The sequence below is a fragment of the Methanocaldococcus villosus KIN24-T80 genome (assembly GCF_000371805.1).
Classification (GTDB): Archaea; AGJL01; Methanococci; order Methanococcales; family Methanocaldococcaceae; genus Methanocaldococcus; species Methanocaldococcus villosus.
Map to the genome: position 1 here is coordinate 150,400 of NZ_AQUK01000001.1, position 20,872 is coordinate 171,271.

The 20,872-nt window shown below is 29.0% G+C and carries 23 protein-coding genes; 5 read left to right on the forward strand and 18 right to left on the reverse strand.

Annotated elements, in window-relative coordinates:
- Positions 1–8: 8 nt before the first annotated feature.
- The 6 genes from METVI_RS0100855 to METVI_RS0100880 are packed head-to-tail and all read right to left on the reverse strand — an operon-like array spanning position 9 to position 5,211.
- Positions 9–1,409 carry a DUF530 family protein gene (locus tag METVI_RS0100855; protein ID WP_004590780.1) on the reverse strand — a complete coding sequence of 467 codons (1,401 nt, stop codon included), beginning with the start codon at positions 1,407–1,409 and terminating at the stop codon, positions 9–11.
- Positions 1,391–2,671, reverse strand: a complete 1,281-nt coding sequence (gene cca, locus METVI_RS0100860; RefSeq protein WP_004590782.1) for a CCA tRNA nucleotidyltransferase — start codon at positions 2,669–2,671, stop codon at positions 1,391–1,393. The genes METVI_RS0100855 and cca overlap by 19 nt, the downstream gene beginning before the upstream one ends.
- Positions 2,665–3,504 (reverse strand): shikimate kinase, encoded by an 840-nt coding sequence (locus METVI_RS0100865; RefSeq protein ID WP_004590784.1) that lies wholly within the window; start codon positions 3,502–3,504, stop codon positions 2,665–2,667. Before METVI_RS0100865 ends, cca begins: the two co-directional genes overlap by 7 nt.
- Entirely contained in the window at positions 3,480–4,019 is a 540-nt protein-coding gene (gene ecnA, locus METVI_RS0100870) for a calcium-activated nuclease EcnA (RefSeq protein WP_004590786.1), read from the reverse strand. Before ecnA ends, METVI_RS0100865 begins: the two co-directional genes overlap by 25 nt.
- Before the next feature lie 17 nt (positions 4,020–4,036).
- Positions 4,037–4,906 (reverse strand): ATP phosphoribosyltransferase, encoded by an 870-nt coding sequence (hisG, locus tag METVI_RS0100875; protein ID WP_004590788.1) that lies wholly within the window; start codon positions 4,904–4,906, stop codon positions 4,037–4,039.
- Positions 4,903–5,211 (reverse strand): UPF0058 family protein, encoded by a 309-nt coding sequence (locus METVI_RS0100880; RefSeq protein ID WP_004590790.1) that lies wholly within the window; start codon positions 5,209–5,211, stop codon positions 4,903–4,905. The genes hisG and METVI_RS0100880 overlap by 4 nt, the downstream gene beginning before the upstream one ends.
- A 191-nt stretch (positions 5,212–5,402) precedes the next feature.
- Between METVI_RS0100880 and METVI_RS0100885 the strand changes: the two genes are divergently transcribed.
- Entirely contained in the window at positions 5,403–6,086 is a 684-nt protein-coding gene (locus METVI_RS0100885; RefSeq protein ID WP_004590792.1) for a V4R domain-containing protein, read from the forward strand.
- Positions 6,087–6,088: 2 nt separating this feature from the next.
- Here the strand turns inward: METVI_RS0100885 and METVI_RS0100890 are convergent, their stop codons facing one another.
- The 10 genes from METVI_RS0100890 to METVI_RS0100935 are packed head-to-tail and all read right to left on the reverse strand — an operon-like array spanning position 6,089 to position 16,394.
- The gene (locus METVI_RS0100890) at positions 6,089–6,616 is read right to left on the reverse strand and encodes a DUF2096 family protein (RefSeq protein WP_004590794.1); all 528 of its coding nucleotides are present in this window, start codon (positions 6,614–6,616) and stop codon (positions 6,089–6,091) included.
- Positions 6,613–6,885, reverse strand: a complete 273-nt coding sequence (locus METVI_RS0100895; RefSeq protein ID WP_004590796.1) for a DUF749 family protein — start codon at positions 6,883–6,885, stop codon at positions 6,613–6,615. The genes METVI_RS0100890 and METVI_RS0100895 overlap by 4 nt, the downstream gene beginning before the upstream one ends.
- Position 6,886: 1 nt before the next feature.
- The gene (locus METVI_RS0100900) at positions 6,887–7,363 is read right to left on the reverse strand and encodes a DUF2118 family protein (protein WP_004590797.1); all 477 of its coding nucleotides are present in this window, start codon (positions 7,361–7,363) and stop codon (positions 6,887–6,889) included.
- Positions 7,363–8,313, reverse strand: coding sequence for a polyprenyl synthetase family protein (locus tag METVI_RS0100905; RefSeq protein WP_004590799.1), 951 nt, complete (start codon positions 8,311–8,313; stop codon positions 7,363–7,365). The genes METVI_RS0100900 and METVI_RS0100905 overlap by 1 nt, the downstream gene beginning before the upstream one ends.
- Positions 8,306–10,555 carry a carbamoyltransferase HypF gene (hypF, locus tag METVI_RS0100910; RefSeq protein WP_017980934.1) on the reverse strand — a complete coding sequence of 750 codons (2,250 nt, stop codon included), beginning with the start codon at positions 10,553–10,555 and terminating at the stop codon, positions 8,306–8,308. The genes METVI_RS0100905 and hypF overlap by 8 nt, the downstream gene beginning before the upstream one ends.
- Positions 10,552–11,460: a biotin synthase BioB gene (gene bioB / locus METVI_RS0100915; protein WP_004590092.1), complete on the reverse strand. Its 909-nt coding sequence runs from the start codon at positions 11,458–11,460 to the stop codon at positions 10,552–10,554. Before bioB ends, hypF begins: the two co-directional genes overlap by 4 nt.
- Positions 11,461–11,462: 2 nt before the next feature.
- Positions 11,463–12,086, reverse strand: a complete 624-nt coding sequence (locus METVI_RS0100920) for an METTL5 family protein (protein WP_004590093.1) — start codon at positions 12,084–12,086, stop codon at positions 11,463–11,465.
- The gene (leuS, locus tag METVI_RS0100925; protein WP_017980935.1) at positions 12,083–14,869 is read right to left on the reverse strand and encodes a leucine--tRNA ligase; all 2,787 of its coding nucleotides are present in this window, start codon (positions 14,867–14,869) and stop codon (positions 12,083–12,085) included. The genes METVI_RS0100920 and leuS overlap by 4 nt, the downstream gene beginning before the upstream one ends.
- Positions 14,869–15,312 (reverse strand): hydrogenase maturation peptidase HycI, encoded by a 444-nt coding sequence (hycI, locus tag METVI_RS0100930; RefSeq protein WP_004590094.1) that lies wholly within the window; start codon positions 15,310–15,312, stop codon positions 14,869–14,871. The genes leuS and hycI overlap by 1 nt, the downstream gene beginning before the upstream one ends.
- A gap of 5 nt (positions 15,313–15,317) precedes the next feature.
- The gene (locus METVI_RS0100935) at positions 15,318–16,394 is read right to left on the reverse strand and encodes a DNA repair exonuclease (protein ID WP_004590095.1); all 1,077 of its coding nucleotides are present in this window, start codon (positions 16,392–16,394) and stop codon (positions 15,318–15,320) included.
- Positions 16,395–16,452: 58 nt separating this feature from the next.
- Here METVI_RS0100935 and METVI_RS0100940 point away from each other — a divergent pair, with 58 nt between their 5' ends.
- On the forward strand, positions 16,453–17,796 hold the full coding sequence (locus tag METVI_RS0100940; protein ID WP_004590096.1) for an AIR synthase related protein: 1,344 nt from the start codon (positions 16,453–16,455) through the stop codon (positions 17,794–17,796).
- Here METVI_RS0100940 and cobS read toward each other — a convergent pair.
- Both cobS and METVI_RS0100950 read right to left on the reverse strand, forming a co-directional pair.
- Positions 17,747–18,505, reverse strand: coding sequence for an adenosylcobinamide-GDP ribazoletransferase (gene cobS, locus METVI_RS0100945; RefSeq protein WP_004590097.1), 759 nt, complete (start codon positions 18,503–18,505; stop codon positions 17,747–17,749). The genes METVI_RS0100940 and cobS overlap by 50 nt on opposite strands.
- A gap of 4 nt (positions 18,506–18,509) precedes the next feature.
- Complete coding sequence (locus METVI_RS0100950) at positions 18,510–18,803, reverse strand: DUF357 domain-containing protein (protein WP_004590098.1); 294 nt, start codon at positions 18,801–18,803, stop codon at positions 18,510–18,512.
- Between the two features lie 100 nt (positions 18,804–18,903).
- Between METVI_RS0100950 and METVI_RS0100955 the strand changes: the two genes are divergently transcribed.
- The 3 genes from METVI_RS0100955 to porA are packed head-to-tail and all read left to right on the forward strand — an operon-like array spanning position 18,904 to position 20,859.
- A complete protein-coding gene (locus tag METVI_RS0100955) occupies positions 18,904–19,440 on the forward strand; it encodes a pyruvate ferredoxin oxidoreductase subunit gamma (RefSeq protein WP_004590099.1) in 537 nt (178 codons plus the stop codon).
- Between the two features lie 2 nt (positions 19,441–19,442).
- Positions 19,443–19,703, forward strand: coding sequence for a pyruvate synthase subunit PorD (porD, locus tag METVI_RS0100960; RefSeq protein WP_004590100.1), 261 nt, complete (start codon positions 19,443–19,445; stop codon positions 19,701–19,703).
- A gap of 13 nt (positions 19,704–19,716) precedes the next feature.
- Complete coding sequence (gene porA, locus METVI_RS0100965; protein ID WP_004590101.1) at positions 19,717–20,859, forward strand: pyruvate synthase subunit PorA; 1,143 nt, start codon at positions 19,717–19,719, stop codon at positions 20,857–20,859.
- Positions 20,860–20,872: the final 13 nt, after the last annotated feature.

A 20,872-nucleotide genomic window follows, 5' to 3' on the forward strand; every position in this document is an offset into this window, starting at 1 on the left:
GTTCTCACCTATATTTCCTTTAATAAGCTTAAAAATTTCTTAGTTTTCTCCTTCTTAACTTTTCCAAATTTTTCTAACTTTTTAATATCTATTTTATCTTTTAAAATTTCTTTTATTGGCTCAATTAATGCTATCTTTTTTAGCAAATCTTCAATCTCTTCTTTTTTAAATTTATATTTCTCAACCATGTCCCAATCATAGAAGAGATATAGAAGAACCCCTCCAATATTTTTTAAACCAATATTAAACTTAGGTAATAACTCTTCTAATTTAAACTTTGTATCTAACAAATCAGCTTTTTTCTTATCCATCCAAAAGAGATAACCTTTATTTGGTGATACCATAATTGATGGGAAAAGAAAACTTCTTGCCCTTTCATCTGGAGTTTTATATAGATAAAATTTAAAAACATCTTCTGAAAATTCCCTAAAAATTATCTCTTTAGCTACCTCTTTAGATACTTTATTTCTTATTTCAATAGCTCTTTTTAATGGAATAATAAGCTCTTCATCTTCTATTAATCCCTCATTTTCTAAAATTCTTTTTAATTCAAGCTCTTTAAGTTTCTTTTCTTCCAACTGTCTTATGTCTAAAATTCCTCCACACACTTCTTCCTTTTCATCTTTAAATTTATTCAATATCATATAATATTTCTCTAAATAATTTCTTTCCTCTTTAGATAATAGTTTCTTTAATCTCTTCTCAATTTCTCTCTCAACTTCAGTTTTATAAGCTTTTATATATCCAATAGCTAAAACTCTTCTAACATATTGATCATCTATAATTTTATTTTTAGAGTAATTTCTTTTTATTGATGTAATTATAGCATTTCCATACTTTTCTTTTATATATTTCTCATAATTCTTATCTTCTACTCTAACTCTCTTAAACTCTCTTTTCCCATTTTTGAAAATTATAAGTGATACTGTATATGATGTTAAAACCCCCTTACCCTTAGGTTCTAACATATCTAAGAATTCTTTATATATTGAAATTAAATATGGAGGTAATTCAAAAAGATGTTCCTTATAAGCCCCATCTAAAGGTAAATTTGGTGGTAGTCTTTTATTACCAATCTCATCTACAAGATGAGCTAAAGCTATTTTATGGGCAGTTAAAGCATGTTTTACTCTTTCTAATACTCCTTTTTTTTCTCCAGCTATTCTTCTAAGATAAGAGCTATATGTTGCCAGTTCCTGTAAACTCTCACTATCAACTAACTTTACTTTTCCAACATTTTTATATGGATTGTCAAACTCTAAAAACTCCATTTTTGATTTTAATTCCTGCAAAATTTTTATATTATCCTTTAACTTTTTTATAATATCATCTAAGTTATTTTTTTCAAAATCTATTTTAATATTATCTAAAAATTCATTAGCCTCTTTTATTAAGTTGCTTGTTTCCAAAGAATAACACCACTTTTAATATCAATATGTTTTGGTTTTGAAATATTTTTTATTTTTCCTTCAATGATATCCTTAAACAGCTCTAATATGTGGCAGTATTTTCTTTCAGTAAATGCATATAATTTACAACCTTTAATAAATACTTTATCATACTTCTTTATAAACTTCTCCACCCTCTCCTTTTCAAACACTTCAGGGCCATCTCTCAACTTAATTTTAGGTAATTGATAAACTAAAAACTCCCACTCTATATATGCATAATCACTGTCAGTATAACATTTACAGTTTAAAATTTTGAACTCATTTTGTTCTATTAATTTATTTAAGCTCTTTTGAAATTTCTCTAACTGAGGATATATGATATCATCAACTTCTGTCTTAGGAAATTTCAAAGTTAAAATAAATCCTTTATCTCTATTTTCTAACTTTTCTTCTAATTTTTTATAATAATCATTAAAAAACTCTTCATTCATATTTTTTAAAAACTCTCTTGCAAAAAAGATAAATTTACAATAATTTTCTCTACTTAAAGGAGCTGCAACATTTCTATTTAAATCTACAGGATCATAAACTATCAAAGGCTCATCAAATTCCCTAAATTTTGGATTTTTATATAGCTCAAATATATCATTTAAAATAATCTTCTTTCTCTCACCCCAATCCTTTGCATCATTTAAAAGATTTAAAAAACTTTTATAATGTAAAATTAACAATTCACACAGGTATCCAGAAAAACCTTTTGTTTTTACATCTGAACCATACAAATTTAAAGATTTCAAAAATGCTTTTAATAATCTTACTTCATCACATAACTTCTCATCCAATCTTTCAATTAAAAATTTATGATGCAAGGGAGTCCTATCAACAGCAGAAATTATTTTTTCTCCAAAATTTATTTTATAACATGGAACTATATCAACCTTATATTTTCCAACAATTCCTTGAATATATGGGTGTGAAGCATAGTTTATTTGACATTTTCCATTTAACCTCTTTATAACTTCTTTTCCTATATCTAAAGCTATAACTTCCAACTCATCTATAGAAACTGATTTGTCAAATAATATAAATATATCTATATCATGGTCTCCTTTTAAATGAGTATTTCTTGCAGATGATCCTAACCAAAGAGCTTCTAAAATATTATAACCCTTCTCATTTGCTACATCATAGATATTTTTTATAACATTTTCAGCAAGATTACTAATTTCTTTTATTTCTTCTTCTGTAGGTCTAATTCTTTTTAAAATCTCTTCTAACATATTTTAGCCCCTTCATTATTTGGTTTTGTTATAATAACTTTACCATATTTTTTCCAAACTTCTTTGACCTTTTCTCCATTTTCAGCTATTGCTACATAACTTGGCCCTGTACCTGATAAACCAGCTGTTATAGCTCCAGCTGATAGGGCATCAATAATAATATTTGTAGGGAAATTTAATGCAGAGGCATACAATATTCCATTTAAAAATAAGGCCTTGAAATAATCTCCTTTAAGTGCATAGTTAAAAGCTATTTTTACATAATCTTTTATTAACTTCATTCTGTCAACATCAACATTTTTTTTATAGTTTGGTAGAAGAATAATAATGTCCAAATCCTCTTTTAACTTATCTCTTTTTATTATCAACCTCTTTAAATTATCTGTCACTGTTATTCCTCCATAATAAGAGGCTGTAGCATCATCATAAGCTCCAGTTACAGTTAAATTTTCATCAAAACATGATTTTATAGCAAGATTTAAAACAAGTTCATCATCTATTTTCTCTCCTAAGGCATCAAAAGTAGCTAATACAGTAGCATTAGAAACTGCAGAACTACTACTTAAACCAGATTTTATAGGAATTTCTGTTTTTGTTTCTACATATGCTGAATAGTCCAACCCAAAGTATTCTAATACATTCTTTACACACCTCTCTATTAAATTTGGTTTTATATTAGCATCTAAAACTTTACCCTTAACTATATTTTTTCCATCATCTATTAACCTTACTTTAGCATAAACCTTTAAATCTACTCCAAAAGCTGAACCTTTACCTATAGATATAGCATTAATTATTGTCCCAGAAGCTAAGGCATAAGCTGACCCTTCCATAATCCCACTCTATTTTTTTTAGCCTCTTCTTCAAGCATTAAAAACTCATGTAACATTTTAAACCTAGTTCTATATACTCTTGCATAACCATACTTTATTAATTCCTCATTAAAATTTACCCACTTATCTCCCTTTTTATAATAAATGTAAGCTAAATATCTTCCATACCTATCTTTTCTTGGAGCTAATGGATCAAAAACAATCTTTACTTCTTTTCCATAAAGTTTTTTATAGGCAAATTCTTTAGCTCGCTCTCCCCAGAATTTTAAATATGTTAGATTAGTTATTGGTGTTCCATTGTATAAAATATATTCATAAGGATTATTCTCCTTACTTATTTCAGGAGTATCTACTCCTAAAAGTCTGATTTTCCAAAGTTCTCCATTTACTAAAACATAAACTGTATCTCCATCAACAACTTTAACTACCCTTCCATAATAACAAGAATATTCATTATAAGTTATACAACCTGATAATGTTAAAAAAAGAATTAGAAAAATAGTTAATATTCTCATTTAAATTCCCCCTAAATTTATAATATTCTTTCTATTGGCACAATTAATATATCTCTTGCACCTAATGCATGTAGTTTTGGGACTAAGTTGAATATTTCATCCTCATCAACAACAGCATGAACAGCAACAATATTATCATCTGATAAAACTTCTGATACTGTAGGCCCAGCTAAACCAGGAATAATTTTCTTTATCTCATCTATTTTGTCTTTAGGGGCATTCATCATTATAAGTCTCTTTTTCTCAGCATATAAAGCACTTTTTATAGCTAAAACAATTTTATTTATCTTTTCTTTTTTATATTTATTATTTAAACTATTTTTATTAGCTATTAATCTTGTTGTAGATGTTAATATTTCTTCTATAACCTTTAATCTGTTTAATCTTAATGTAGTTCCTGTAGATGTTAAATCTGAGATTAAATCTGCCACTCCTATAAAAGGAGCAATTTCTGTAGCTCCAGTAAGTTCTATAATTTCAACTTTTTTATTTAATTTCTCAAAAAACTTTCTAGTTATATTTGGAAATTCTGTAGCTATTTTCATCCCATCTTTTATATCATCTACCTTCTCTATTCCTGAATCTTCTGGGGCAGCTATAACAAGTTTTGCATATCCAAAATTTAAATCTAATAAAAACTCTACCCTATCCTCAACACCTCTCTCTAATATGAGATCATAACCTGTTATTCCAATATCAGCGATTCCATCTGCAACAAACTCAGGAATATCTCTTGCCCTTGCAAACATAACTTTTATATTTTCATCAACAGTATTAGCAAATAAACTCCTACTTTTAGCTGTTATTTTTAATCCAGCTCTTTCTAATAACTTCATTACAGGTTCATATATCCTCCCTTTATTTGGCAAAGCAAACATTATTTTCATTTTATCACATTTTGAATTTTGTTTCTTTTCCTTATAATATCTTTTTTAATCTTTTCTCCACTGTTCTTTAATAGATTATGAACACTTCTTGGAATTTTACCATTTTCTGCTAAGATTTTAGCTATAATACTTGAAAGTAAAAATATAGCATATATATGCTCAGCTTTTGTTCTATGTATATGATGTGGATATATGCTTAACTCATCATACTCTTTAAATTCCTCAAAGTAACCATAATTTTTTTCTATGTATTTTTTTAAATATACTAAAAGTTGGTGTAATTGGATTAGCTCATCTTTATTCATGAGATCACCGAAACTATAAACCATAAATTATTTATAATTATTTTTTGTATAAAAGTTTTAAAGTAGCTTGAAAAGTAATTTTAAATTTTATTAAATAACCTTCATATATATTAGGAAATTATCTTCATATTTAACCGTAAAAAGTTGGAAGTAACATTAACTATTTAAACTTAATAGAATGTGTGATTTAAATGGCTAATGCAACAGCTATAGTGGAAATGTTGAGGATTATTGATAACAGAGCAAAATTTATGGGTATTAAATTAACAATGATTAAAAATTTACTAGAAAAATATAAAGATAATAAAGAACTACTGAAGGAAGTTTTAAAAGAAACTGAAGGGACAAAATTACATGATCTTATTTTAGAAGCGTGTCCCTATTTGAGAGATTTAGATAAAGAAATAAAAGCTGAAGAAGCAAGAATAAAAATTAGTGCAGAAGAAGAAAAACCATTAAAATTAGAAGATTATGGTTTTGTAGGGAAAGTTTCCTTATTGGCATATATAAGAGAATATATGAGAAAATATTATTTAAGAGCAAACACAAAAAAGGTTTTTTATCAGATTGGAAAAGATTATGCTATTTTATTAAATATTAATAATTATGATGAAATGAAAAAGTTTATAGATACTGAATTTGGAGAAATGGAAATAGAAAAACCTGAACCATTGACAATAATTGTTAGAGATAATAAAGAGTGTAAAAATTGTACTTCTCCAGAACCAGTTTGTTATGTTACTGCAGGGTTTATTGCTGGCTGTTTAGAGAATATTGTTAATAGAAAATATATTGTTGATGTTGTTGAAAAAAAATGTTTAGCTGTTGGAGATCCATACTGTTTATTTGTAGCTAACAGAACTGTAATATTATAAACTTAATCAGATTTCCAAATTACTGAAAAATCTTTTAAAAGAGTTTTAATCCTATTTATTTCTCCTTCTATTAATATTTTATCCTTCTCTTCACTATATTCAAATATTACTCCATACCACTCTCCTAACTCTCCTAATCTCTCAATAGCTATATCTTTCTGCAACTTTATCCTAACTCTTTCAACATTTCCTTTTCTTAGAACCTCTTTATTATAATTTGACTTTGATATTGGAAAACTTACTTCTAACTCCCCTCTAATGGCTTTATTAAGTTTATTTAAATAAATATTCATTAATTCTTCATCACAAAGTGTGAATAGCTTAGATTGAATATTATTTAAAACTTTTTCAATTTCAATCAATAGCTTAGCATCTACATGTGGATCAAGTAGGTAATAGGATATCATTGAATTAGCCAACCTTAGTTTATCAAATACATCTTCAGGTACAGGGATATTTTTATTAACTAGTTCAGCTGACATTTCTGATAAAACTACCCATATTTTTTCTAAATTTCTAGCATCTTTCATTTCCTGCCCTCTAAATATCTTTTAATTATAAGCTCACTGTCATAATTTAAAGTAACATTTATTTTTGAAAGATTTTCTTTTATTTTTTCTAAGCTTTCCAAGAATTCAACATGATAGCATGTAGTATTATCTATATTAAAAATAGCTACAATATCATCATCCTTCATCTCTCTATTCTCAATAGCTGCTCTAACCTTAACAAAATCTCCATATCCTGAATTTATGGCCTCTTTAACTGATAATATAGCTATTAATTTAGCTACAAACATATTAATCCCACTTTTTACCTTCTGGTAATATATAGAATATATAATTTTCTCTTTTTGAAGGAACTTCTTTTAAAAATAGAACAATTCCAGTTTCTGGAGTATTTACAAATCTAATATCTCCTTTTCTGCTTTGCAAAGCTGCTAATCTATGCCCTTCTAAAACCCTACAACCAAAATCTACTATTGGATAAACTTTATAACCCTCAGCAGGAATTTCTAAAAGTTTTGTTCCCTTTTTAATATATGTTATCTGCTTAACTTCCCCAACCTCATAATACATTAACATATCACAAACAACAGTTCCCATTAATACATATTCATCAAAATCATCATATATAACCTCATATAACACCTTTCCATCTCCACTGTATTCTTCTCCTTCCTCTAAAAACTTTATAACTTTCCCATCTCTCTCAACTACCACTCTATCCTTTTCAGGTTTTTTTGGATTCTCTACAAATAATTTAGGAAATCTCATCAGTAGCACCTTGATATTATGAATTTTGCTAAATCTTCTAAAGGTTTTCTTCTATCTTTATCAAAGATTTTTAAAGCATCTATTGCCTCTATTGTTTTATTCTCCATTAAATTTTTAGCATACTCTATAGATGGTCTTAATATTTCAATAGCCTCACCAATTTCCTCTTTTGTTATATCTTTTTTTCCTAACAATGATTTTAACCTATTTTTTTTATCTTCCTCTAATGTTGATAAGGCATGAATAATAATAATTGTCTTCTTACCTTCTCTTATGTCACTTCCTACAGGTTTTCCTAACTTTTCTTCATCAGCTATCAAATCTAAAACATCATCCTGTATTTGAAAGGTCAGACCAATATTTTCAGCATATTTTTCTATAGCTTTCATCTCTTCATCATTAAAATCTCCCATTACAGCTCCTATTTTAGCAGCTGCTTCTATTAAAGCTCCAGTTTTTTTTCTGATCATATCTAAATACTCCTCCAAACTAACACTATCCTTCTCTTCAAATTCCATATCCATAGCTTGGCCTTCACAAACATAAACACATGCGTCAGCTAATATTTTTAAAACTTCATGAGCTTTCCTATTATCTTTTATATTGGCAACTGCTTCAAAAGCTTTAGCATAAAGTAAATCTCCAGCTAATATAGCCATAGCATTACCATAAACCTTATGAACAGTTGGTTTTCCCCTTCTTAAATCATCATTATCCATTATATCATCATGTATTAGAGTATAGTTATGTATAAGCTCTACTGAAACAGCTGCTGGTAAAACCTCTGACAAATTATCTTTCTTTAATTTATATACTAACACACAGAGATAAGGTCTTAATCTCTTTCCTCCAGATAAAAGTAAGTGATTGGCAGCACTGTAAAGTTTATTGTTCTTATTTACATATTTTTTTAATTCTTCATCTATTAAACTCAATATCTCCCTATCCATTTTTTCCCCTCTCTTTTATGTAATATATAGCCTGTCCAAAACTGACTCCTCCATCACCATTAGGTACATTTCTATGATAGATAAAATTATACCCCTCTTCATTAGCCCTTTCATATATCCTTTCAGTGATTACTCTATTATAAGACACCCCTCCTGTTAACCCAATTGTATTAATTCCATATTTTTCAGATAACTTTTTAAATATTTCAAATAAACCATCTGCTATATAAAGATGAGCATAATATGCTATCTTTCCTTTACTCTCACCATTTATTAACATTTCATAACACTGCTTTATCATATCTGTTGTAATTAATATATTATTTTTAATCCTAGGTTCAACCTCTACATCATCTTTTTTTACTTCTGCCTCTAACCTAATAGCTGGTTCTCCATCATATGTTTTCTCTAAACATATTTCTAAAAGTGCTGATACAGCATCTAACACTCTTCCTGTAGAAGTGGTTATTGGACAATTTATCTTTTTCTTGAGTTGAAACTCTAATATTCTTAACATATTTTCAGGGAAATATTTGGACATGAACTCTAAAGCCTCTTCTTTAATGGCTTTATATAGAATAGAGAATAGCATTCTTGCCGGATATTTTACAGCTAAATCCCCGCCAAGCTGATACTGTTCTTCCAAATGAGAAACTCTCTTTATCTCTCCATCTCTATATAGTAACACTTCTCCTCCCCATACATTTCCATCTAACCCATAACCCATCCCATCTAAAGCTAAAATTATTGCATCCTCAAAATAGTTATTATCCCCTAAGAGGGAATAAGCATGAGCAAAATGATGCTGAACTCTTATTAAATCACAGTCAAAAATTTCCTGTAATTCTTGAGCAAGCTTTGTTGAATTATATGTTGGATGTAAATCACAGGCAATAACATCAACTTTTTTTGTATTTGTTAATTCTAAAAGCCTAAATATAGCCTCTTTTAAGTAGAGAAATGTTTCATATTTAGCTGTGTTTCCTATATACTGTGAAAGATAAAAATTATCTCTTTTAGCTAAACAAACACAGCTATTCAACTCTGCACCAAGACAAAGGATAGTTTTATTATTATCTAACTTAACTTTAACAGGTTCTGGAGCATAACCTCTAGATCTTCTTAAAAACACAATTCTATCAGCTACTTTTTTAACAACACTGTCATCACATCTATTTACAATCCTTCTATTGTGTAGTAAAAAATAGTCAGCTATTCCATTCATTTTATTTAATATATCCTCATTATCCTTAACCATAGGCAATCCTGGAAGGTTGGCAGAAGTGAAAACATAGGCTATAGCTTTATTGAAAAGTAGATAGTGTAATCCAGAATATGGAAGCATAACTCCAATTGTATCTAAATTTGAAACATATTTTGATATATATTTATCATACCCCTTTCTTTTCTTTAAAACAACTATTGGCCGTCTATTTGAAATTAAAACTTCTCTCTCTAATTTAGATATGTATGCAAATTTTTCTACATTTTCTAACATACTCATAATAGCAAATGGCTGAGATTTTCTATTTAGTCTCTCTCTAAGTGTTAATACAGGTTCATCTTCAGTTATACAACATAAGTGACATCCACCAATTCCTTTTACAGCTACTATATAACCCTCCTCTAAAAGTTTCACAGTTTCTCTTATAGCTTCATCTCTTTCATAAAGAGTTTCATGACCATCAGTGAGATAAACATGAGGCCCACAATTTGGACAGCATGTGGCTTGTGCATGGAATCTTCTATCCAATGGATTTTCATACTCTTTTAGACATTCTTCACATAATGGAAATTCTCTCATTGATGTATTCTCCCTATCATAGGGTAACTTTTCTATAATTGTAAATTTTGGTCCACAGTTTAGGCAGGCAGTAAATGGATATCTAAACCTTCTATCTTTTTTATTAAACATCTCTCTTAAACAATCTTCACAAATACTTAAATCAGCAGGAATAATTCCTATATCTTCTTTACCATTAGAACTTTTTAAAATGTAAAAATCATCAATATCCAAATCTTCAATTTCTTCAGTTTCAATTTCATCTATTTTAGCAATTTCTGGTTTTTTTGTTATTAGATCATTAATAAATCTCTCTATATTGTTCCCTTTGACAACAATTTCTACATAATTTCCACAGTTTTTAACATATCCTTTTAGATTATACTTTTTAGCTAATCTGTAGACAAAAGGTCTAAAACCTACTCCTTGAACAATACCTTTTACAATAATCCTTATCATAATAACTCCCAATCTTTAATCATTTTTAAATCATCTTTTAAGTTTCTCCCTTTAGTAGTTAAATAATCCCCTACCATTAATCCATCTAAAGCTAATAAGGCATAGCTTTGATAATCTCCTAAAAATAACCTACCTCCTGCCAATCTAATTTCACAATCTTTTAAAATTAGCTTAAAAATGGCTATAGTTTTTAATATTTCATTTACACTTAGAGGTTTAATTACCCCTCTCTTTAATAAATCATAAGCTTTAGTTCCTTTAATTGGGTGTAGAATGTTTATTGGAACACTATCAACACCTAAATCTTTTAGCTCAAAAGCTAATTTTATTCTATCTAAATAACTCTCTCCTAAACCAATAATTCCTCCACTACAAACTTCTAAATTTAAAGATTTAGCATCCTTAATAACTCTTACCTTATCCATATAACTGTGGGTTGTGCATATATTTTTAAAATAATCTTTGTTTGTTTCTAAGTTATTATGTATTCTAACATCTAAATCTTTTAATATTCTTAATTTTTCTTTATCTATTAACCCTAAAGAACAACAAATTTTTAAGCTTGTTTCATCTTTTAACAGTTCAATAGTTTCAACTATTTTATTAAATTCTTCATCATTAACTTTCTTCCCACTAACCACTATACTAAATCTATTCACAATCCCATCATATTTAAGGGCATATTCTAAGATCTCATCTTTACTCTTAAGCTTGTAAATAGGGATGGATGTATTATGATAGATAGATTGAGAGCAGAATATACAATTTTCTTTGCATTTTCCACTTTTTGCATTTATTATAGCACAAAGGTCTATATCTTTTTTAGTTTTCTTTTTATAAGCTAAGTATAAAAGATCAATAGTTGATAGAGTATTATATAATTCAATAGCCTTTTCAATATTCATATTCAAACCCTTTCAATTCTAAAAATAACTACTGGGATTTCAACAAGTCTCTTTTTATGAAATTTGTATATAGCAGGTATTTTAAAATTTGTTTCATATATGTGTGTTATTCTTCCCCTACCTTTAACATAATTTATAATAAAATCTTTTGTAGGGTAGTTGTGAATAGTGTAAATAACATCCCCTAACTCTAATGCCTTATCTATAAAAATTCTATCAGCATGTCTCTTTTGGGCACCAAATGGTGGATTTTGAATTACTACTCTTTTTAAATCTTTATCTTCCTTAAGAATAGCATTTAAAAACTCTTCATCAACTTCTCTAATATCCATACAGTAAAAATCAATATCTAAATTAAGATATTCAGCATTTTTTTTAGCAACCTCTATAGCCTCTTTGTCAATATCAATACCTATAACCCTCTTAGCCCCTAAAAGCTTACAACCTATAGCCAATCTTCCACTACCACAACCAAAGTCTAAAGCAATATTATTATAAAAATCATCTTTAGCAAAAAATAGAATTTCAGAAGCAAGCTTTCCTGGGATAGTATATTGTTCCAACTCTGGTTTTTTTGTATGAGTTTTTAAACTATCTAAAATCATCTCTAAATGTTTCATTTTCATTCTTCCACATATATAGCAGGTTTAAATGGGATTGCAAATCTCTTTTTATTAGCCTTATCCTCTCCATTTATTATTATTTCAGTGTTAAATTCTTTTTCTAAGAACTCTTTTGCCTCATTTAATACTTTAACCTCATCTATAACTTCAGCTTTCATTTTTATCAATTGATTTACAAGCTTAGCAACTTCTTTTCCAAGCTTTCTAAACCTTTCATCTTTCATTATTATTGGCATGATTTCTTTTACAGTCTTTCCTTCATTTTCTTTAATTATTCTTAAAACTTCATATTTCCAATCATCTGCAGTATATATATAAATCCTCCTTGGTTTTATTTTTGCCACATTTATAATTTCTTTTATATCCTCAATCAACTGCTTTATATACTCCTCTCCCAATTCTATCTCATCATTTATCAACTCCTCTTTAACTTCTGGCAATTTAGTTAGAGAAACAAATCCTTCTCTACCCATCATTTCCCAAATCTCCTCACATATATGAGGAGTGAATGGAGCCATTAATCTAACAACAACATCTAAATATTCCAATAAAACCTCCCTATTATCTCCTCCTCTCTTTTTATACCATTTGATATCATCATCTAATAGTTGGTATAATAACAATCCAGCCTTTCTTAATTCAAATTTATCCATTAATTTATAATATTCTCTAACAGATCTGTATAGCTTAGATAATAACCATTTATCTATATAACTTTCATTACTTTCCTTTTTTTCTAAAACTTCTTTAGCAAATATATAAAGCCTTTCTAAAATCCTTTTAGTCTTTTCCAATTCATGATATTTAATATCAGCATCTTGTGGTAGCTCAGCACATGTTGCTATATAAAATCTTCCTACATCTGCTCCAAACTTTTCAGCAACCTCTAAAACTGGTAGTAATGGTCCTTTGGACTTTGATAACTTTTTCCCTTCTATTGTTACATAACCATTAACAACAATCCCTCTTGGCCAAAGATCCTCAGGGAATATAGCTACATGATTGAATATGTAGAAAGTTAGATGATTTGGTATTAAATCTTTAGCTGAACATCTCCAATCTACTGGATAATAATAGAGGAACTCTTCCCTCATCTTTTTAATAGTTTCTTTATCTATCTTTGTTTCTTCAGATATCTTATTTAAATCTCCTTTACCCAAAAACACATAATCAAAAAGCTCTAAAGTTAGCTGTTCTGGTTTTATATTTAGTTCATTTATATATTTTGCTATAGTATAGTAAGCGGGGTATATTGTAGAATCTGATAAACTTTCAATTATCCAACCCTCTTCAAATGGAAACTCTGTCCCTAACCCCCTTCTTCTTACACAAGCCTTATCTTTCATCCAATCAATCATTTCATGGAATACTTCTCTTAGATAATCTGGGATAAACTCCATTTTATCTACACATTTGTGTGCTAGTTCTTTCCAATGCTCATCAGAATATTTTATAAACCATTGACCTTTAACCATTTTAACTATACATTTTGTTCCACACCTACAAACAACATTTTCTTCACTAAACTCATAAAATGTTTCAGCCAATCCTTTTTCAATAAAATCTTTTGTTAGCTTATCCTTTATATCTTTAACAGCTAATCCACTGTATTCAAGACAATTTTCATTCAAAATTCCCTTGTGATATTCATCCTTATATAACCTCTTTGTAGCCTCATCTAATTTATCTCTATCCTCTTGACTCTCTATTTTTAATTTATCAATAATATCCTTTGCTGGAATTTCACTGTAGTTGGGAACCTTAATCAATGGGATAATTTCAACTTTATCTAATAAATTTAAGTCTTTTAATGCTATATAGTCATAAGGGGCGTGGGCAGGAACAGACATAACCACTCCTGTCCCTACACCTGTTTTAACAAACTTAGCAGGATATATTTTAACTTTCTTATTAGTTATTGGATTTAAAACCTCTTTTCCTAACAACTCTTCTCCTTTAAATTCTTCTAATATTTCAACCTTCCTATTTTGATGTTTTAATTTTTCAGCACACTCTTTTGATACTATCCAAATCTCCTCTTTACCACTATCTTCATTTAAAACTTTGGCTTTAACATATGTCTCATTAGGATTTACCCATATATTAGAAACTCCAAATACTGTTTCTGGCCTTAAAGTGGCTGCTGGTAAAATAATGTCTCCCAACTTGAACTTAATTAATACATATTCTACCAATGTGGCATTCTCCCCATGTAATAGATCATGATCTTCAACAGGGTTGTCACATTTTGGACAGTATCTAACAGGGTGTGAGCCTTTAACAATATACCCTTTTTCTTTTAACTTATGAAATTGCCAAACAATAAATCTTTTAAATGCTTCATCATCAGTTTTAAAGTTTCTTCTCCAGTCTAAACTAAAACCCATCTTTTTAAAAGCTTCTTCAGCCTTTTTTGAAAAATATTCAACTATCTTTTCTGGGGTAGTTAAAGTTAGAAGTGTTTCCATAGGTATGCCATGAAGTTTGTTATAAGCTTCTAATGTTTTTTCATCCCTATTCTTTATCAATTCTGCTAAACCTAATATTGGTGTTCCAGTTACATGATAACCAAATGTCCAAAGAACATTTTTTCCTTTCATTCTCTGATATCTTGCTATAACTTCAGGGATTGTAAATGTTCTTAAATGTCCTGCATGTAAAACACCATTTAAGTATGGAAAAGCAGCAGTTATAAAAAACTTCTCTCTGTTATCAGGATCAGCATTAAATATCTTAGCTTCCTCCCATTTTTTCTGCCATTTTCTTTCAATTTCCTTTAAATTCATTATTTCACCATCTTTATTATCTCCTTTAAAACCTTTTCTGCTATTTTTTTTGTTTCATTACTCATATCACAAAAATCAATAACTCTTGGCCTTATTCCAATAATGGTCAGATCAAAATCTATAAAATTTTTTAAATATTTTATTATGAAAGATATTGGAAGGTTATGTGATGATAATAAGAGATTATCTATTTCATCTAACTTTATAATTCTATAATCCTCATTTATTAATGCACAATCTACTATAATAATATGTTTTGGCTTTAACTCTTTAATAATATCAGTATAAGCCTCTAATGAGGTTCTTGCATTTATTATACATAAATTATCTTTTTTAAATATATCTCCTTCCCCATTAAAGTACTCTATCAACCTTTTAGCTATATAACACCCTACAGCATCATCTCCTCTAAGCTCATTACCTATACCAATTACAACTTTCATCTATCTCACATAAAATTTTTATAGAAATTATCTACAATATCTCTCCAATCTTCATTATTAATTAATTTTCTATATAAGAGATACACAAATTCTCCATTTAACTTGTTATTATTTGCATATTTAATTAAAAGCTCTTTAATATCCAATGTTTCTACAGTATCAATTTCATCAAAAATTTTCTCTTCTACTGGTATAAGTTTATTTATTAATATTTTATCTTTTATTATATCTAACCTATGCCTTAACTCCTCTTTTATCTTTCCTATTAATATTGGCTTTTTCTTTGCATTATTAATCTCTTTAATAACTTCTAATAAATCTTTTTCAGTTTTTATCTCAGCTTTTATAATATCCCTACACTCTAAATTTATCTTATCTACATCACTAATGTCTATATCTCCTTTACTGAAATCTACTAAATAGAATCCTTTACCATCCTTTTTATAACTTTCATACTCATCTATCCTTATAATCTCTGTAGATCCTGCATAAGCTAATATGCCATCATTAAACCTTTCTAAAACTCTATTATGAACATGGCCTAATGCGTAGTAGGAAAAAGAGGGCAACTCATTAATTTCTAACTCATAATCATAAGGTAAATATTTATTAATACCCTGATGTAGTGCAAGTATTTTTTTCTTATATCCTGCTCCTTTTATTTCAAATTCTTTTATCTTATTCCTCAACTCTTCCTTTTTATTGAGATTATGGTAATAGGTGCCAGCTATAAATATATCCCCCTCTAAAACATATCCATTTAAGATCTTAACATAATCCTTTAATAAAATAATAGGACTTTTCCTATTTCTCCTTCTTGGCATTTCATGATTTCCAGCAACAATATAAACCCTTATTCCCATATCTTTTAACTTCCTAAACCCTTCTATAGCAATCCTTAAAGCTTCTATTTGTGGTCTCAAATCATTAAAAAGATCACCAGAGTGAATAACAAAGTCAGGTTTTATTTCAATAATTTTATCTATACATTCATTAAAATTTTCATATATATCCATCTCTCTCTCATCTAAGTTATAATGCCTATAACCTAAATGATTATCTGCTATATGTACAAACTGCATGATCTCAACCTAAAAGATTTTATTGATATCATAGATATAAAACCATTTAGGTGGTAACTTGGATATTGAAGGATATGTTAGAAGATGTTTAAGAAAGAATATTCCAGAAGAGAAGATTATTGAAGATGGTTTTAAGAGAATAGTTGAAATAAAAGAAGATGAAGAATTTGCTAAAAAATTAATAAAAGCTGTATTGGAAGAAGTAAAAATTTCAGAAAAAGCTTTGAATGTTGAGGATAAAAATTTAAAAATTATATTAAACTATCCAAAAGCTAATGTTAAAATGGGTGAATTTGGTGTAGGTAGTAGAGGAGAAGGAGATTTCTTTGTTCATAGAGAGATTGCAAGAATAATAGAAAGTACAAATACAGTTTCTTACACTTCAGCCAAAGATCAGGATGATGCAGGGATTGTTAAAGTTGATAAAGCTAAATACATTGTTGCAGCTGTAGATGGAACACATTCAAGGCTTAGTGAATTTCCTTTCTTAGCAGGCTTTCATGTAGCAAGAGCAGCATTAAGAGATGTTTATGTAAAAGGGGCTAGAGGAATTGCCTTATTAAGTGATATTCATTTAGCTGATGATGGAGATATTGGAAAGATATTTGATTTCACAGCTGGGGTTTGCTGTGTTTCTGAAGCTTTAAATATTCCCCTAATAGGAGGCTCTACTCTTAGGGTTGGAGGGGATATGGTTATAGGAGATAGGATGGTTTCTTCTGTTACAGCTATAGGGGTGATTGATGATTATGAGCCTACAGTTAGAAAGAGGGCAAAAGAAGGGGATGTTATTTTAATGACAAAAGGTAGTGGAGGAGGAACAATAACAACAACCGCTATATTTTATGGATATTATGATGTAATTTATGAAACTCTTAATGTTGATTTTATAAAAGCTTGTGAGAAGTTAATTGAAACTGGCTTGATAAAAGAGATTGATGCTATGACAGATGTAACTAATGGAGGAGTTAGGGGAGATGCTTATGAGATATCTAAAAGCTCAAATGTTTCATTAGTATTTTATAAAGATAGATTATATAATACAATAAATGAGAAGGTATTAAACATGCTTTTAGAATTAGACATTGATCCCTTAGGAGTTTCTACTGATTCATTAATGGTAATATGCAATGAAGACATTGCTGATGAAGTGAAAAAATTGATAAATGCTATAGAAGTGGGTTATGTTGAGAAAGGTAATGAAAGTTATATTATTGAAGATAATAAAAAGAAACCATTAAAACCTATGTTTAGAGAGTCTGCATACACTCCTGTAAAAAAGGTTGTTGGAGAGAAAAAACCTAAAAACTTTGAAAAAATGAAAGAAATGATAAGATCAGCATGTGATGAAGCTATAAAGAAGAAAGATTATGTTCTAGAGTTAATAAGAAAAAGAGGATAGCTATTAAATTGATAACCCTACTAACTTCATTTGTTGCCCCTAATACATCCCCATTAACCCCTCCAAACTGTCCTTTAGCTAATTTTGCCATAAATAATCCCAATAACACAGATATGATTATAGCTAATGAAACAGCTTTTCTACCTGTGCTATCAAATATTAACAATAAGGGAAGTGATAGAATAAGAGCTAGAGCTAAGAACTTTTCATCAGCTCTTTTAACAAAATATTTTCCAGTTCCTTCCTTTAATGGATTGCCAAAAGATGCACAGCTTAAAAGAGAAAGTTTAGAAAGCACCTCTACTGCTAATAGATATAGAGGATTTATTTTTAATATATAATATATTGAAACTACAGTGGTTATTATGTAAAATACTCCAAAAGATAATCCAAAAGTGCCAACATAAGGATCTTTCATAATCTTTAATTTTGTTTTTCTATCAGCTATAACCATCAACCCTTCTCCAAAGTCTAATAAACCATCAAAATGATGAAAACCATTTATAAATTCAATAGTAAACAGGATTATACATGAAAGAAGTAAAGGAGGCAAAGGTAAGAAAGAGAGAAAATAAGAGATGGCCCCATATATATATCCAATAATTACAACTAAATAAAAGTGTTCAGCTATTGTATCAAAGTTGAAATCTTCAACATTTATTGGAAATCTCGTAAAGAATGATAGCATTAATTTAAAAGCCCTTATCATAATATCACTTAGCTAATGTAAATCTTTTGTCATCATCCCCAACATTAAACAATCCTAATCTAACACCTGCATCTATCCATCCATAAGCATAATTTAATGAAGCAAATGCATTAACATAATCTCCTTTTTCTTTAAAAGATTTTGCATCTTTATAATAACTTTCTATCATTAAAAGAAAGTCTTTAGCCACATCATATAAAAGACTTCTTTTTGGAGGCATGCCATTTTTTATTATTTTTATAGCTTCTTCTGTCATTTTAAAATATTTTTCTAATTTTTCATCAGTGATTTCCCTCATACTCTCACCAAATTTCGTCAATTGCTAAATTTTCCAAAAGTTTATATATGGCTTTTTTTAATAATTGTTAATGATTTATAATGATAGATTTGGTGGTTGTATGATAGAAATTAGATTTCATGGTAGAGGAGGACAAGGAGCTGTTACTGCTGCAAGAATATTAGCTAAAGCTGCTTTTTATGATGGAAAATATTGTCAAGCTTTTCCTTTTTTTGGTGTGGAGAGAAGAGGAGCTCCTGTAAAGGCTTTTACAAGGATTGATGATAAACCTATAAGGTTGAGATGCCAAATATATGAACCTGACTATATAGTTGTTCAAGATTCCACATTATTAGATGTTGTTAATGTTTTTGAAGGTTTAAAGAAAGATGGTGCTGTTATTATAAACACTGTTAAAGATATGGAATTTGATTATAAAACTTATTGCATAGATGCAACAGGTATAGCTTTAGAAGTTTTAGGGGTACCAATTGTTAATACAGCTATGGTTGGGGCTTTTGCAGGAGCTACAAAATTAGTAAGCTTAGAATCTATAAAAAAAGCTATTTTAGAAACATTTAGTGGAAAGTTAGGGGAAAAAAATGCATTAGCTGCTGAAAAAGCATATAATGAAATAATAAAGAAGTATGGTGAGTAACTATGGTTAATATAGCTGCTATTATATATGAACCAGGTAATTCAGTTAGAAACAAAACAGGAGGATGGAGAACTTTTAGACCAATATTAGATATAAAAAAATGTATAAAATGCGAAAAATGTTATATTTTCTGCCCAGAAGGAGCAATACAAGAAGATATTGATGGAAACTTTATAATAGATTATGATTATTGTAAAGGCTGTTTAATCTGTGAGCATGAATGTCCAGTTAAGGCAATAACAAGAGTCAGAGAAGAGAAATAAAAAAGGTGGAATAATGAAAAAAGTTATAACTGGTACTTCAGCTGCTGCTGAAGCTGTTAGATTAGCTGATGTTGATGTTATAGCTGCTTATCCTATAACCCCTCAAACTACATGTGTTGAAAAATTAGCTGAATTTATTGCTAATGGAGAACTTGATGCTGAATATATAAAAGTTGAAAGTGAACATTCAGCAATGGCAGCATGTATTGGGGCTGCTGCTACTGGGGTTAGAACATTTACAGCCACTGCATCACAAGGTTTGGCTTTGATGCATGAACTACTCTTTATTGCTGCAGGTATGAGGTTACCAATTGTAATGCTTGTAGCAAATAGGGCTCTTTCAGCTCCAATAAACATTTGGTGTGATCATCAAGATTCAATATCTCAAAGAGATACAGGATGGATACAGATATATGCTGAGAGTAATCAAGAAACTTTAGATAGTGTGATTCAAGCTTATAAAATAGCAGAGAATGAAAATGTTCTACTTCCAGTTATGGTTTGTATTGATGGGTTTATTTTAACTCACACTGTTGAACCTGTTGAAATTCCAGATGAGAAAAAAGTTAGGGAATATCTAGGTGTTTATGAACCAAAACATGCCTATCTTGATCCTGATAGACCAATAACTCAAGGGCCTGTAGGTGTACCAGAGTGTTATATGGAAACTAGAAAACAGATTGAAAAGGCTATGGAAAATGCTAAAAAGGTTATAAAAGATGTGAATGAAGAATATTACAACATATTTGGCAGAAAATATGGAAATGGATTAGTTGAAGCCTATAATTTAGAAAATGCTGATACAGTATTAGTCGCTATGGGGTCTGTCTGTGGTACAATAAAAGATGTTATTGATAAAATGGAAAATGTTGGATTATTGAGAGTTAGATGCTTTAGACCATTTCCTAAAGAAGACATTAGAAAATTCTTAGAAAATGCTGAAAATATAGCTGTTATTGATAAAAATATTTCTTTAGGATTTAATAAAGGAGCTTTGGGTATTGAGATATCCTCAGTATTAAAAAATAAAAAGATTTGTAATTATATTGCAGGTTTAGGGGGAAGAGATGTTAGAATAGAAGATATTAAATTTATTATAGACCATGTAAGAAAGGCAGATGATGATGAAACTGTTTGGGTTAACTGTAAAGAGTGAAAAAAGGTGAAAT

What these genes read in the sequence shown, in the direction of transcription:
- METVI_RS0100865 (WP_004590784.1), bottom strand. Translation starts at nt 3,504, where the DNA reads ATGGAAGGGTCAGCTTATGCCTTAGCTTCTGGGACAATAATTAATGCT.
- METVI_RS0100920 (WP_004590093.1), bottom strand. Translation starts at nt 12,086, where the DNA reads ATGAAAATGAAACATTTAGAGATGATTTTAGATAGTTTAAAAACTCAT.
- METVI_RS0100950 (WP_004590098.1), bottom strand. Translation starts at nt 18,803, where the DNA reads ATGAGGGAAATCACTGATGAAAAATTAGAAAAATATTTTAAAATGACA.
- hypF (WP_017980934.1), bottom strand. Translation starts at nt 10,555, where the DNA reads ATGATAAGGATTATTGTAAAAGGTATTGTTCAAGGAGTAGGTTTTAGA.
- METVI_RS0100900 (WP_004590797.1), bottom strand. Translation starts at nt 7,363, where the DNA reads ATGAGATTTCCTAAATTATTTGTAGAGAATCCAAAAAAACCTGAAAAG.
- METVI_RS0100885 (WP_004590792.1), top strand. Translation starts at nt 5,403, where the DNA reads ATGGCTAATGCAACAGCTATAGTGGAAATGTTGAGGATTATTGATAAC.
- hisG (WP_004590788.1), bottom strand. Translation starts at nt 4,906, where the DNA reads ATGAAAATAATGTTTGCTTTGCCAAATAAAGGGAGGATATATGAACCT.
- METVI_RS0100890 (WP_004590794.1), bottom strand. Translation starts at nt 6,616, where the DNA reads ATGAAAGATGCTAGAAATTTAGAAAAAATATGGGTAGTTTTATCAGAA.
- METVI_RS0100880 (WP_004590790.1), bottom strand. Translation starts at nt 5,211, where the DNA reads ATGAATAAAGATGAGCTAATCCAATTACACCAACTTTTAGTATATTTA.
- cobS (WP_004590097.1), bottom strand. Translation starts at nt 18,505, where the DNA reads ATGATAAGGGCTTTTAAATTAATGCTATCATTCTTTACGAGATTTCCA.
- bioB (WP_004590092.1), bottom strand. Translation starts at nt 11,460, where the DNA reads ATGAATATTGAAAAGGCTATTGAATTATATAATACTCTATCAACTATT.
- ecnA (WP_004590786.1), bottom strand. Translation starts at nt 4,019, where the DNA reads ATGAGAATATTAACTATTTTTCTAATTCTTTTTTTAACATTATCAGGT.
- METVI_RS0100935 (WP_004590095.1), bottom strand. Translation starts at nt 16,394, where the DNA reads ATGCAGTTTGTACATATAGCAGATAATCATTTAGGTTATAGGCATTAT.
- leuS (WP_017980935.1), bottom strand. Translation starts at nt 14,869, where the DNA reads ATGAATTTAAAGGAAATTGAAAGAAAATGGCAGAAAAAATGGGAGGAA.
- METVI_RS0100905 (WP_004590799.1), bottom strand. Translation starts at nt 8,313, where the DNA reads ATGGATAGGGAGATATTGAGTTTAATAGATGAAGAATTAAAAAAATAT.
- porA (WP_004590101.1), top strand. Translation starts at nt 19,717, where the DNA reads ATGAAAAAAGTTATAACTGGTACTTCAGCTGCTGCTGAAGCTGTTAGA.
- METVI_RS0100895 (WP_004590796.1), bottom strand. Translation starts at nt 6,885, where the DNA reads ATGTTTGTAGCTAAATTAATAGCTATATTATCAGTTAAAGAGGCCATA.
- hycI (WP_004590094.1), bottom strand. Translation starts at nt 15,312, where the DNA reads ATGAAAGTTGTAATTGGTATAGGTAATGAGCTTAGAGGAGATGATGCT.
- porD (WP_004590100.1), top strand. Translation starts at nt 19,443, where the DNA reads ATGGTTAATATAGCTGCTATTATATATGAACCAGGTAATTCAGTTAGA.
- METVI_RS0100955 (WP_004590099.1), top strand. Translation starts at nt 18,904, where the DNA reads ATGATAGAAATTAGATTTCATGGTAGAGGAGGACAAGGAGCTGTTACT.
- cca (WP_004590782.1), bottom strand. Translation starts at nt 2,671, where the DNA reads ATGTTAGAAGAGATTTTAAAAAGAATTAGACCTACAGAAGAAGAAATA.